This is a genomic window from Streptomyces sp. NRRL B-24085 (genome assembly GCF_001282115.1).
GTDB lineage: Bacteria > Actinomycetota > Actinomycetes > Streptomycetales > Streptomycetaceae > Streptomyces.
On record NZ_LJBR01000516.1, the window covers coordinates 1 to 12,747 of the forward strand.

Below are 12,747 nucleotides of genomic sequence, written 5' to 3' on the forward strand. Positions count from 1 at the left end.
CGCTGGAGCTGACGTGGGGGCAGACCGTGGAGGTGGGGGTGTGCGGGGAGCGGTTGCGGCTGGTGGGGTGAGGGGGTGACCGGTGGGTCACCCCCTCACGTGCGGCCCGGCCGCTCAGAGCCGCGGGTCGACCGGCTCCGACTCCAGCGCCAGCACCCCGAACACCGCCTCGTGGACCCGCCACAGCGGCTCGCCCTCCGCCAGCCGGTCCAGGGCCTCCAGGCCCAGGGCGTACTCGCGGATCGCGAGGGAGCGCTTGTGGTTCAGGAACCTGTTGCGCAGGCGGTCGAGGTTCTCCGGACGGGTGTACTCGGGGCCGTAGATGATCCGCAGGTACTCCCGGCCGCGGCACTTGATGCCGGGCTGGACCAGTCGTCCCTCCGTGCTGCGGACCACCGCGCCGAGCGGCTTGACGACCATGCCCTCGCCGCCGCGGCCGGTCATCTCCAGCCACCAGTCGACGCCCGCCCGCACCGACTCCGGGTCACCGGTGTCGACGTACAGGCGCCGGGTGGTCTGGAGCAGGCCCGTGCCGTCGTGCTCCACCAGGCGGTCCAGCAGGGCCAGTTGCTCGTCGTGCGGGAGCCCGGCGAGGCTGCGTCCCTGGACCGCGAGGATCTGGAACGGGGCCAGGCGGACGCCGTCCAGGCCGTCCGTGGTCCAGCAATAGCGTCGGTACGCGGTGGTGAACGCGGCTGCCGCGTCGGCCCGTTCCCGCTGGCGGCCCAGCAGGTCCGACACGTCCACGCCCCGGTCGGCGGCGCCCCGGAGCGCGGCCAGCGTTCCCGGGAACACCGCGCCGGACGCGGCGCCGACGGCCGCGTACTGCGACCTCAGCAGACCGGCGGCCTTCAGGGACCACGGCATCAGCTCGGCGTCCAACAGCAGCCAGTCCGTGGCGAGTTCGTCCCACAAGCCCGCCGCTCCGATCGCCGCCCGCAGGCGGTCGAGGATCGTCTCCGTCACCGACTCGTCGTCGAAGAACGGGCGGCCCGTGCGGGTGTAGAGCGAGCCCGTCGGTCCGTCCACCCCGAACCGCCTGCGGGCCGTCTCCGCGTCCCGGCACACCAGGGCCACCGCCCGCGAGCCCATGTGCTTCTCCTCGCACACGACCCGCTCGACCCCGTCCCCGGCGTACTGCGCGAACGCCTCCGCCGGGTGCTCCAGGTAGCCCTCGATGCGGCTGGTCGCCGTCGGTGCCATGGTCGGCGGAAGGTACGGCAGCAGCCGCGGGTCCACCGCGAAGCGGCTCATGACCTCCAGGGCCGCCGCCGCGTTCTCCTCGCGGACCGCCACCCGGCCCTGGTGCCGGGTCTCGACCGCGCGGCGGCCGTGCACGTCGGCGAGGTCGAGCGGCCGGCCGTCCTGGCCGCCGGGAGCCTCCGACCTCAGCGGCTTGACCGGCTCGTACCAGACCTTCTCCGCCGGTACGTCGACCAGCTCCCGCTCCGGCCAGCGCAGCGCCGTGAGCTTGCCGCCGAACACCGCGCCGGTGTCCAGGCAGATGGTGTTGTTGAGCCAGGTCGCCTCCGGGACCGGGGTGTGGCCGTAGACCACGGCGGCCCGGCCCCGGTAGTCCTCCGCCCACGGGTAGCGCACCGGCAGCCCGAACTCGTCGGTCTCCCCGGTCGTGTCGCCGTACAGAGCGTGCGAGCGGACCCGGCCGGAGGTGCGGCCGTGGTACTTCTCCGGCAGACCGGCGTGGCAGACGACCAGCCGGCCGCCGTCGAGGACGTAGTGGCTGACGAGTCCGTCGATGAACTCCCGCACCTCGGCCCGGAACTCGTCCGACTCGGCCTCCATCTGCTCGATGGTCTCCGCGAGGCCATGGGTGTGCTGGACCTTGCGGCCCTTGAGGTGACGGCCGTACTTGTTCTCGTGGTTGCCCGGCACGCACAGCGCGTTGCCCGACCTGACCATCGACATCACTCGGCGCAGCACACCCGGGCTGTCCGGGCCGCGGTCGACGAGGTCGCCGACGAAGACCGCGGTACGGCCCTCGGGGTGGACGCCGTCGACATAGCCCAGCTTGCCGAGCAGCGACTCGAGTTCGGCGGCGCAGCCGTGGATGTCGCCGACGATGTCGAAGGGGCCGGTGAGGTGGGTCAGGTCGTTGAAGCGCTTCTCGGTGACGACGGTGGCCTGCTCGATGTCGTCGACCCCGCGCAGGACGTGCACCTTGCGGAAGCCCTCGCGCTCCAGGTGGCGGACGGAGCGCCGGAGTTCGCGGATGTGGCGCTTGATGACCCGGACCGGCATGTCGGCCCGGTCGGTGCGGCCCGCGTTGCGCTGGGCGCACACCTCCTCGGGCACGTCGAGCACGATGGCGATGGGCAGCACGTCGTACTTCTTGGCCAGGTCGATGAGCTGGCGCCGGGAGTCCGACTGCACGCTGGTCGCGTCGACGACCGTGCGGCGGCCGGCGGCCAGGCGCTTGCCCGCGATGTAGTGCAGGACGTCGAAGGCGTCCTTGGTGGCGCCCTGGTCGTTCTCGTCGTCGGAGACCAGGCCCCGGCAGAAGTCCGAGGAGATCACCTCGGTCGGCTTGAAGTGCCGGCGGGCGAAGGTGGACTTGCCGGAGCCGGAGGCGCCGACGAGGACGACGAGGGAGAGGTCGGTGACGGGGAGCACCCGTCCCCTGGTCTGTGTCTCGCTCATGCGGCCTTCGCCTCCTTCTCGGTCCTGATCACGAACGCGGCCATCTGCGTGGGTGGTCCCACTTCCGGGTCGTCCGGTCCCACGGGCACGAACTCCACGTCGTAGCCGTGCCGTTCGGCCACCGACGACGCCCAGGCGCGGAACTCCTCGCGGGTCCACTCGAAGCGGTGGTCGCCGTGCCGGACGTGCCCGGCCGGGAGGGACTCCCAGCGGACGTTGTACTCGACGTTCGGGGTCGTCACGAGGACGGTCCGGGGGCGGGCCGCGCCGAACACCGCGTACTCCAGGGCCGGCAGCCGGGGCAGGTCGAGGTGCTCGATCACCTCGCTGAGCACGGCGGCGTCGTACCCCTTCAGCCGTTTGTCGGTGTACGCGAGCGAGCTCTGGAAGAGCTTCACGCGTGCGGCCGTCCGCTCCCCCATGCGGTCCAGCTTGAGCCGCCGGGAGGCGATGGTCAGGGCCCGCACCGACACGTCGACGCCGACGATCTCGGTGAACGCCGGGTCCTTGAGCAGTGCCTGCACCAACTGGCCCTGTCCGCACCCGAGATCGAGGACGCGGGCGGCACCGGCGGCACGCAGCGCCGTCAGGATGGCCTCGCGGCGCTGGACGGCGAGCGGGGTCGGCTTCTCCTCGCTCTCGGTCTCCGCCTCGACGGCGTTGTCGATGTCCTCCACCTCGGTGTCGTCGGACTCCGCGAGCCGCACCAGCTCCAGGCGTTCCATCGCCTCGCGCGTCAGCGACCAGCGGCGGGACAGGTAGCGCCTGGTGATCAGTTGCTGTTCCGGGTGTTCGGGCAGCCAGCCCTCACCGGCCCTGAGCAGCTTGTCGACCTCGTCGGGGGCCACCCAGTAGTGCTTGGCGTCGTCGAGGACCGGCAGCAGGACGTACAGGTGGCGCAGGGCCTCGGCGACGGTGAGCCGCGTGGACTCCAGTTCGAGGCGGACGTAGCGCGAGTCGCCCCACTCGGGGAACTCGGTGTCCAGCGGCACCGCGTCGGCGGTCACGGTCCAGCCGAGCGGCTCGAACAGCCGCCGGACGAGCCCGGGACCGCCGCGGGCCGGGAGCGCGGGCACCTCGACGCGCAACGGCCGCGACTGCGCGGGCAGTTCGGGCCTGGCGTGGCACACTCCGCGCATCGCGCTGGAGAAGACCGCGCTCAGCGCCACCGCGAGCAGTGAGGAGGCCGCGTAGGGGCGGTCGTTGACGTACTGCGCGAGCGCCGCGTCCGGGGCGCCGCCGCGTCCCTTGCCCTTGCCGCGCCTGACCAGCGCCACCGCGTCGACCTCCATCAGCAGCGCCGCCGTGCAGCGCTGGTCGTCCGCCTCGGGATACAGGACGTGCGCCCTGCCGTAGGAGGTGGAGAACGCCTGCGCCTTGTCGGGATGCTTGTGCAGCAGGAAGCCGAGGTCGGTGGCGGGGCGTTCGGGAGTGCCGGTGGTAGTGATCGTCAGAAACATGCGCGTGGCCTTTCCGGCCGGTGGACGGGACAGGGTGCCGTGCGCGCGCGAGCCCCCGGGAAGGGTGATCCCGGGGGCTCGGCAGGACGACGCCCTCAGCTTCGCACAGGGCTGCGACCAGCGCCTTCGATTTACGACAGCTGCGACTGGACCTGCGCGGAGATCAGCTCCAGGTGGTCCAGGTCGTCGAGGTCGAGGACCTGGAGGTAGATCCGGCTGGAGCCCACGGCGGCGTAGCGGCCGATCTTGTCGACGACCTCGCCCGGGGTGCCGGCCAGGCCGTTGGCCTTGAGCTCCTCGACGTCACGGCCGATCGCCGCGGCACGGCGGGCGACCTCCTGGTCGTCCTTGCCGACGCAGACCACGAGGGCGTTGGAGTAGGTGATCGCGTCGGCCGGGCGGCCCGCCTCCTGGGCGGCGGCACGGACCCGGCCGAACTGGGCCTCGCTGTCCTCGGGCGAGGCGAACGGCATGTTGAACTCGTCGGCGTAGCGGGCGGCGAGGCGCGGGGTGCGGGTCGCGCCGTGGCCGCCGATCAGCACGGGGATCCGCTGCTGGGCGGGCTTGGGCAGCGCGGGCGACTTGGTGAGCTCGTAGTGCTGGCCGTGGAAGTCGAAGGTCTCACCGGGCTCGGTGGCCCACAGGCCGGTGACGATGGCGAGCTGCTCCTCCAGGCGGGGGAACTTCTCCTTCGGGAAGGGGATGCCGTACGCCTGGTGCTCCTCCTCGAACCACCCTGCGCCCAGGCCCAGTTCGACGCGGCCGCCGGACATCTGGTCGACCTGGGCGACCTGGATGGCGAGGACGCCGGGCAGCCGGAAGGTGGCGGCGGTCATCAGGGTGCCGAGGCGGATCCGCTTGGTCTCGCGGGCGAGTCCGGCGAGGGTGATCCAGGCGTCGGTGGGGCCGGGGAGGCCGTCTCCGTCGCCCATCTTGAGGTAGTGGTCCGACCGGAAGAAGGCGTCGAAGCCCAGATCCTCGGTGGCCTTCGCGACGGTGAGGAGGGTGTCGTAGGTGGCGCCCTGCTGGGGCTCGGTGAAGATGCGGAGATCCATGGCTCCATCCTGCACGCAGGGGTGCGCTGTGACCGCACCGGTCCCTGCCGTCTCCGCGTCCCCGGGCGGGTGAAATTCGGCCCCCGGCGCACGCGAGGAGTGGTGGTGCCAGTGACCGGGCCCTTCGGTGATCGTTGGCTCGGGCGGAGCCGGCCCGTCGTCGCCGGTGCGTCATCCGTCACCCGTGTGTGGGTCCTTGGGCCGAGGAGGCCGTCATGTCCGAAGAAACCGTGCCGCTGACTGCGGGGGCCGGGCAGCCGAAGGGGTTGCTGCAGCAGATGGAGGAGTTGATGGCGGCGCTGAACGCGGACCTGTCGGCGTTGGACGCGGATCTTCAAGGGGCCGGGGGTTCGGTACGGGAAGCCGGTGAGGAGAAGGCCGGCTGAGGTCGGTCACCGGCTGCCGGCCGGTGGGGGCTGGGCGCGCGGTTCCCCGCGCCCCCAGGAAAGTGGGTGCAGGCGAGGCAGAGTCGGGCTGCACCCCCTCAGGGGCGCGCGGGGAACTGCGCGGCCGACAACTCACCCCGCTTCCCGTTCAGCCAGCTCCTCCCCCCGGTCCGCCAGTCTTCGCAGCATCTGCAGCACCCGGTCCCGCGATTCGTCCGCCGCGTCGATCGCCTCCATGCACTGCCAGTACGTCGTCTCGTCGTCCGCCGCGCAGGCCAGGCCGACCAGGGCTATGCCCACCTCGCCGAGGAGACCGCCGAGGCAGAGGAGCGCCTGGCGGGCGTCGCCGAGTTCGGTGAGCTGCGCGGCCCGCAACTCCGCCACGGCGATGTCGGGGCGCTCCAGGACTCCGCAGCCCCGGCCCGCGAGCTCGGTCAGTCCGAGGGCCTCGCCCCGGAGCTCGGGCGGCCCGGCGACCGCGAGGCGGCTCCCTATCGCCTGGGCCAGGGCCTGCGCCTGCCACACCTCCGCCATGACCTGAGGCGCCTCGCCGCCTCCGGCCAGGGCACGCCTGCTCGTCACGATGAGCCGCACCGCGTCCATCGGCTGCCCCCGTCTGTCGCGACGTCCCCGGGCCCGTCCGCCCGAACTCCCTTGTCCACTACCCAGAGTGAGGTCGCTCGGAACGAAAAGCCAGAGGTAGGCGGAAATCTGTGGACAACAAATCGGTTTCGGTCCCGCTTTTCATCACGGAGAGTGAAAGAGGACTGAATCCTTCCTCACGGCGCGGGGAACCGCCGCTCGTTGCGGTCGATCTTCGCGTCCAGCGCGGCCAGCGCGTCGACGCCGAGCACCTCGCAGAGCTGGAGCAGGTACGCGAGCACGTCGGCGATCTCGTCCGTGACGCGGTGCGCGGTGTCGGGGTCGTCCATGACCCGCGCCGACTGCTCCGGGGTCAACCACTGGAAGATCTCGACCAGTTCGGAGGCCTCCACACTGAGCGCGGCGACCAGGTTCTTGGGGGTGTGGTACGGCTGCCAGTCGCGCGCCGCCGCGAAGTCGGCCAGCCGGCGCTGCAGTTTCGCCACGTCGAGGGGTTCTGTCACGGCTCCAGGTGTACCACCGTGACCCCGTCCGTCCCCGTGGCCCACGAGGCGTCGCTCACCGCGCCGACGAACCGGATGTGTCCGCGGTCGCACATCCGCACGGCCAGCCGCAGGAGTTCGGTGCGCTGTCTCGGGTCCAGGTTCCGGTCGAGGTTGTCGGCGAGCACGGTGAGCGTCTGCATCGCCGCGGGCACCTCGCCGACCGGGTCGACCTCCAGCACCCCGGGCCCGGTGAGCAGCACCAGTGCGAGGGCGAGGTACCGCAACTCGCCGTCCCCCAGCCGCCCGAGCTCCGTGCGGTCGCCGTCCCCGCGGTCGAGCAGCGCCCTGACCGTCCCGCCGGGCAGCGCCTCGGCGAGCACGTCGGCGACCGGTCCCGCACATCCGGCACGCACCGCGGCGACGAGCTGCGCGTGCCGCCGGCCGCACTCCGCGCGGGTGCGCCACAGGACGTCGGCGAGGTTGTCGCAGCCGCCGAGCAGCCGTCCGGAACCGGTCGGGACGGGCAGCCGCATGCGTCCGGGCCGCGGGTCGCAGCCGAAGACGGAACGCAGGGCGACGACCATCTGCTCGGCGGCGGCCAGGACGCGCCGCTGTCCGTCCGTCTTGCCGGCCACGCGCAGCGGGAGCAGGGGGGTGCCGAGCCGGTCGTCCGGGAGCGGGGCGCGGGTGACCGGCGAGCTGCCGGCGGTGTGCCAGGCGGCCTGCACGGCCCGGCGGGACGGGTCGCGCAGGGCGGTCTCCAGCAGGACCAGCCCGCCGGACGTCAGCCGCTCCCCCACGATGCGCAGTTCGGGCTCGGCCTGGACGGCCACGTCGAGCCGGACCGGCCCCTCGGGCCCGTCGGCCGTGCAGCCGATCCGGAAGCCGCGGCGGCGCTGGGCGTCGGGGCGGGCCCGGTCGGGGACACAGGCGGCGGGCCGGGGGAACGCCTCAGCGAGGCTCGCGCCGCCACCGAGCCGCGCGAGTGACTCGTACGCCCTGAGCGCGCTCGTCTTGCCGCTCCCGCTGGACCCGGCCAGCAGGGTCAGCGGCCCGAGCGGCAGCCCGGCCCGCCGGTGCCCGGCGTACGCGGACAGCCGCAGCTCGGTGAGGCAGGGCCGGTCGGGGCGGCACCCACCGCCCTGCGGCAGTTCCGCGGACGGAGGAGCCGACTGGGCCGGCACGACGGAGGAGGCGGGGGACGCGCGCATATCCGGACCGTAGGGCTCCGCCACCGGGTGAACCGTTCCTGCGCGGTGGCCTTCCTACGAACGAGCGAACCTCCCCCCGGGCTCAGACCCCCGGCATCCCCGCGCTCTCCATCAGCCCCGTCACCTCGGTGCCGGCCGGAGTGAGCAGGAACACGTTCCGGTCCACCCGGTGCATGCCGCTGGCCAGCCCGAACACGACACCCGTGCTGAAGTCGAGGACCCGCTTGGCGACCTCGCTCTCCGCGCTGGTGAGGTCGAGCAGGACGGGGATGCCCGCCATCAGGGTCTCGGCGACCTCGCGGGCGTCCGCGAAGACGTTGATCCGCAGGACCACGAACCGGCGCCGGGCCTCGGTCTCGGCCTCCGGCATGGACCGGTGGCCGACCGCGGACGGCCACGCGTCCCGTCCCCGCAACGGAACGACCTGGGCGAGCCCCTCCCACTGTTCATCGGTGACGTCGTACCTGTTCACCGGCTGCCCCCGCTCCGACTCGCCTTCAATGCCTGCACCAGCCAATTCTTACGCCAAGTCACCCGTTCGGCCCAACAACGACACGGTCCGCGACCGCGTCGGCGGACACATCACACCCCGCCCCGCGGGACGAAAGGGTCTTACCCGCCTCACACCGGACTCTTGGCCTCCGTCCGCGCCCCGCTCACCGGCTCCGATTAGCGTCCGGTGGCGTGCTCCTGGCAGATACCCGGCTGTCGGCACCCGGCCCGACCCGGTCCGCGGTGTCCCCCGCCCCGGAACCCCCGACGCAGTGGCATCGCGTCCTGACGCTGCTCGCGGACGTCAGCCTCTTCATCGGCACGCGCGAGGTGTGGACGCAGGCGGCCGGCCACCGGCCCGCCGTGGCCGGGGTCATCTCGGTCTGCTACGCCTCGATCCTCGTCTGCGGGGTCCTCGCCCTGGTCGTGCGTGGCCGGCGGGCCCTGGCGCGCGTGGACCTGTGCGTGCTGGTGACCGGTCTGACGCTCGCCCTGTGCGCGTTCGTCCTGTTCCACCGCGGCTCCGACGAGTCGGTCCTCACCGCCCAGGCGGCCCGTGACCTGGTCGCCGGGCACGGCATCTACGGCCGCCCCTGGCCATGGCTCTTCGGCGGCGACGGCATCGCGCTCACCCCGACCGTCACGGGCGGCTACGACTACACGTACGGCTATCCCCCGCTCGCCCCGCTGCTGACCGCGCCCCTGCTGTGGCTCGGGCACGGGGGCCTGCCGGCCACAGCGATGACCACGGGGGCGCTGCTGGTCGGCACGGTCGTCCTGTGGTGGCTGCTGCCCGTGCCGTGGCGGTCGGCGGCGACCATGACGTGCCTGGGCTTCTCGATGGTCGCCATGTACGGCCGGCTCGGCTACCCGGCGATCCTGGCCCTCGCCCTGCTGGTGCCGGTGGTGGTGCGCTGGCCCCGGACCGGCCGGGGCGGGCGGCTCGGGGCGGCCGGGACGGCACAGGCCGCCTGTCTGGGCGCGGCGTGCGCGGCACAGCAACTGCCGTGGTTCCTCGCGCCGTTCCTGATCGCCGGGATCTACGCGGTGCGGCGCGGTGAGCTCGGCGCGCGCGGGGCCCGCTCGGTGGTGCTGCGGCTCGCCGGGGTCGCCACCGGCACCTGGCTGCTGATCAACGCGTACTTCGTCGTGAGCCAGCCGGCCGCGTGGCTGAAGGGGATCGCGCTGCCGCTCGTCCAGGGCGCGGTGCTGCACGGCCAGGGCCTGGTCGGGGTGTCGCTCTACCTCACCGACGGCAGCGACCGGCTCGACTGGTACGGGTACGCGAGTCTGCTGCTGCTCGCCGGCCTGCTGGCGCTGTTCGTGCTCTTCGTGCGGCGCCTGGGTCCGGCGGCGACCGTGCTGCCGTGGCTGGCCTTCTGGCTGGCGACGCGTTCGCAGGACGGCTACTACCTGATGATGACCCCGCTGTGGCTGGCGGCGGCGGTCACCGCGCCCGCGTCCGAGTTCGCGGGGGCCTGGCAGCCGTTCGCGCGCCGGCTGACCGGCCCTGACCGGCGCCCCGCGCGGATCGCCGCGGCCGTCCTGCTGCTGGGCCCGGCGCTCGCGAGCGCGGCGGTGGCGGCCACCGGCTCGCCGCCCCTGCGCATGGAGGTCACCTCGGTGCGTCACGACGTGCGCGCGCTGTCCCGGCTGACCCTGCGGGTCACCAACACGGGCGACGACGCCCTCACGCCCCACTTCACCCTCACCCGGGGCCAGGGCATGTACCTGTACTTCTCGGTGCTGCGGGGACCCGCCGCACTGCCCGCCCACACGACGGCGACCTATGAACTGCGGCCGCCCGAGGGGACGTACGCGCTCCCGAAGCCGGGGCAGCGGGTCCGGCTCCGGGTGTTCACGTCCTCGCCGCAGACCCTGTCGAGCACCTACGTCACGCTGCCGACCGCTTGAAGCGGAGCGTGGCGACGACCGTGGTCAGGCCGCGGATCATGCCGAGCCGGTTCCAGCCCGGCCGACACCGGGTCGGCTGCTCGACGGTGCCTCGCACTACCGCCGGACCCGATCGGCTCGATCCGCGCCCGGCACTCCCGCGGCGGCCGCAAAGGCCGGCACGCAGGCACGACTGGCCGGTCCTCCCCCGCGCCCGGCCGCGACGAGGCCGCGGTCGCCCACGGCCTCAGACCACCAGTCGCACCAGCGCCGCCCTGGCCCGCGCCACCCGGGACCGGACCGTCCCCACCGGGCACCCGCTCACCACGGCCGCCTCCTCGTAGGACAGCCCCAGCATCTGGGTGAGGACGAACGCCTCCCGCCGCTCGGCGGACAGTGCCTCCAGCAGGTCGAGCAGCACTATGCCGTCGTCGAACCCGGGCACGCCCCGGGGCTGGGCCCGCTCGACCGCGGCCTGCCAGTCCGGACCGTCGTACCGGCGGGGCCGGGCCGCGGTGTGCCGGAAGCCGTCGATCACCGCGCGGCGGGCGATGGACAGCAGCCAGACCCGCGCCGAGGAGCGCCCCTCGAACCGGTGCAGGCTGCCGAGCGCGCGCAGGAACGTCTCCTGCGCCAGGTCGTCGACGGCCTGGGGGTCGGCGCAGAGGTGGGAGACATAGCGCAGGACGTCACGGTGCAGGGCACGGACGAAGTGGTCGACGGCGTCCGCGTCACCGGCGCGGGCGGCGAGCGCCCAGGCGGTGGCGGAGGCGTCGGCGGACTCCCGTCGGGCGCGGAGGTCGGCCGGGACGGGCGGGGCGGAAGTGATCACCAGGTGTCCTTCTCGGGTCAGCCGTGATCCGGACCACCGCCTGTGCGCACGGGGGCGCGGGGCGGTCCGGTGAGGGGATCCGGCCGCAGGGCGCCGACGTGGGCGTGGGCGTACGGCCGGGACCGGGCCGCGCAGGGGCGGCCTCGGTGCACTGGCTGTCGTCAGGCGACAGCGATCCCCGCGGGCGGACCGCGATGACTGATCGCGTGGACGAGAAGGAGAAGCCGCGGCCCCCGCCGTGAGCGGGACCGGCGCATCCGCGGACGCGGGCGGTGCGGGGTGGCGGGCAGGGCGAGCAGCAGTCGCAGCGGAGCGACCAGGCGGGCCGCGAAGGCCCGCAGGATGCGGAACGCGGCCCGCTCGCCGTACGCCAGCCAGAGGCCGGTGAGCAGTGCGGCGAGCAGATGGGCCGCGTACATCCCGAACGGCACGAGGAAGGAGAGCGCGTCGACACCCGACGAGGTCCCCATGGAGGCCGCGTCGAGGGAGTCCATGCCGCTCATGTGCGTGGACTCCCTGTGCATCCCGCCCATGCCGGGTGCCGCCGCTGTGGACTGCGCGAGGGAGAACGCCGAGTGCAGGGCTGTCTGGGCGGCGACCACGACGGCCACGATCAGCGGCAGCCCGCGTTCACGGCCGGCCAGACACCAGCCCGCGCACCCGGTCGCGACCAGGCCCGCGGCCAGTGTCCGGCCCGGGACGTCGGCACCGGACATGAGGACGTGCCCCAGGGCGGCGAGCAGCACACAGACGGCCGCGAACACCGCGGCCCGTACCGTGCGTGCGCACCACCCTGCTGTCATGGCGCCCCATCCTCCCATCCGGGCACCGGTCCCCACCTGTGGGTACGGAAATCCACGGGCGCCCGCTCACCGGGTACGGCGGCTCCGTACGACGGCGAAGGCACCGGCCGCCGCCCCGAGCGCGCCCACGACCAGCCCGGCGGCGCCGAGAGCGCGGGCGGTGGAGTCGCTCGCGGCGGCGGACGTGCCGGCGCCCGAGGTCAGCTTCAGGACGGGCGCCGGGTTCTCCGGGTCCGCGTCGCCCGGGGCGGCCTCCTCGATCCAGCGGACGACCTTCCCGTCGGAGTAGGTCTGGAGGGTCTTGAAGGGCAGACGGGCGGTGTCGTCGGGCAGTTGGCCGAAGGCGACGTCGAAGTCCTCGTACCGGCCGGGGCCGATCCGCCCGCCGGTCCAGGTGATCTCGGAGACCGCGTCGGTGATCGTGCCGTCGTCCGTCCTGACCGGCCTCTTGAGCCGGGTGTCGGTGACCTCGGCGGTCCAGCCGTCGTGCGGGGAGACGAGCACGCCGAGCAGGGGGTGGCCGGCGGGCAGGAAGAGCTGGACCTTCGTGGTGCTCGCGGTGTCGCTCTCGTCGGGCACGCGGAAGGTCAGGGCGCCGTCGGTGGCGCCCTCGGGGTAGCTGTCGGGGTGGACGGTGACGTGCGCGGAGGCGACGCCCGCGGCGGTGAGGACGGCGGAGGCGGCGAGTGCGGTGCCGAGGCCGGCGCGGCGCAGGGCGGTGGATGTCGAGGACATGGGTGAGGGATCTCCGTACGGACAGGAAAGGGGTGGAGGGGTCAGACGGTGTACGGGATCGTCGTGGGCGGTCCGCGCCGGTGGACCGTGTGACGGAGCAGCAGGGGGCGGGGGGTGCGCGGGGCGTCCGCGGG

General features: G+C 73.5%; 12 protein-coding genes. 2 read left to right on the forward strand and 10 right to left on the reverse strand.

The features are described from left to right. Positions 1–114: 114 nt before the first annotated feature. The 3 genes from AOJ26_RS38300 to AOJ26_RS38310 all read right to left on the reverse strand — a co-directional run bounded on the left by AOJ26_RS38300 (position 115) and on the right by AOJ26_RS38310 (position 5,173). Positions 115–2,658 carry a polynucleotide kinase-phosphatase gene (locus tag AOJ26_RS38300; protein WP_053852954.1) on the reverse strand — a complete coding sequence of 848 codons (2,544 nt, stop codon included), beginning with the start codon at positions 2,656–2,658 and terminating at the stop codon, positions 115–117. Further along, positions 2,655–4,118: a 3' terminal RNA ribose 2'-O-methyltransferase Hen1 gene (locus AOJ26_RS38305; protein ID WP_053852955.1), complete on the reverse strand. Its 1,464-nt coding sequence runs from the start codon at positions 4,116–4,118 to the stop codon at positions 2,655–2,657. Before AOJ26_RS38305 ends, AOJ26_RS38300 begins: the two co-directional genes overlap by 4 nt. 131 nt (positions 4,119–4,249) lie before the next feature. Further along, positions 4,250–5,173 (reverse strand): LLM class F420-dependent oxidoreductase, encoded by a 924-nt coding sequence (locus tag AOJ26_RS38310; RefSeq protein ID WP_053852956.1) that lies wholly within the window; start codon positions 5,171–5,173, stop codon positions 4,250–4,252. Between the two features lie 215 nt (positions 5,174–5,388). Here AOJ26_RS38310 and AOJ26_RS44035 point away from each other — a divergent pair, with 215 nt between their 5' ends. Then, positions 5,389–5,559: a hypothetical protein gene (locus AOJ26_RS44035; RefSeq protein WP_179200214.1), complete on the forward strand. Its 171-nt coding sequence runs from the start codon at positions 5,389–5,391 to the stop codon at positions 5,557–5,559. A gap of 132 nt (positions 5,560–5,691) precedes the next feature. Here AOJ26_RS44035 and AOJ26_RS38315 read toward each other — a convergent pair whose 3' ends face one another. The 4 genes from AOJ26_RS38315 to AOJ26_RS38330 all read right to left on the reverse strand — a co-directional run bounded on the left by AOJ26_RS38315 (position 5,692) and on the right by AOJ26_RS38330 (position 8,330). After that, positions 5,692–6,162 (reverse strand): DUF6099 family protein, encoded by a 471-nt coding sequence (locus AOJ26_RS38315; RefSeq protein WP_053852957.1) that lies wholly within the window; start codon positions 6,160–6,162, stop codon positions 5,692–5,694. Positions 6,163–6,338: 176 nt separating this feature from the next. Next, positions 6,339–6,665, reverse strand: a complete 327-nt coding sequence (locus AOJ26_RS38320; RefSeq protein WP_053852958.1) for a nucleotide pyrophosphohydrolase — start codon at positions 6,663–6,665, stop codon at positions 6,339–6,341. Next, positions 6,662–7,858 (reverse strand): hypothetical protein, encoded by a 1,197-nt coding sequence (locus AOJ26_RS38325; RefSeq protein ID WP_053852959.1) that lies wholly within the window; start codon positions 7,856–7,858, stop codon positions 6,662–6,664. The genes AOJ26_RS38320 and AOJ26_RS38325 overlap by 4 nt, the downstream gene beginning before the upstream one ends. A gap of 82 nt (positions 7,859–7,940) precedes the next feature. After that, on the reverse strand, positions 7,941–8,330 hold the full coding sequence (locus tag AOJ26_RS38330; protein WP_053852960.1) for a cell division protein SepF: 390 nt from the start codon (positions 8,328–8,330) through the stop codon (positions 7,941–7,943). 263 nt (positions 8,331–8,593) lie between these two features. Between AOJ26_RS38330 and AOJ26_RS38335 the strand changes: the two genes are divergently transcribed. Continuing rightward, on the forward strand, positions 8,594–10,264 hold the full coding sequence (locus tag AOJ26_RS38335) for a hypothetical protein (protein WP_179200216.1): 1,671 nt from the start codon (positions 8,594–8,596) through the stop codon (positions 10,262–10,264). A 226-nt stretch (positions 10,265–10,490) separates the two neighbouring features. Here the strand turns inward: AOJ26_RS38335 and AOJ26_RS38340 are convergent, their stop codons facing one another. From AOJ26_RS38340 to AOJ26_RS38350, 3 genes are all read right to left on the reverse strand, one after another. After that, positions 10,491–11,075 carry a sigma-70 family RNA polymerase sigma factor gene (locus tag AOJ26_RS38340; RefSeq protein WP_053852961.1) on the reverse strand — a complete coding sequence of 195 codons (585 nt, stop codon included), beginning with the start codon at positions 11,073–11,075 and terminating at the stop codon, positions 10,491–10,493. Between the two features lie 161 nt (positions 11,076–11,236). After that, positions 11,237–11,878 (reverse strand): hypothetical protein, encoded by a 642-nt coding sequence (locus AOJ26_RS38345; RefSeq protein WP_053852962.1) that lies wholly within the window; start codon positions 11,876–11,878, stop codon positions 11,237–11,239. Positions 11,879–11,944: 66 nt separating this feature from the next. Then, a complete protein-coding gene (locus tag AOJ26_RS38350) occupies positions 11,945–12,613 on the reverse strand; it encodes a YcnI family protein (protein WP_053852963.1) in 669 nt (222 codons plus the stop codon). Between the last annotated feature and the right edge of the window lie 134 nt (positions 12,614–12,747).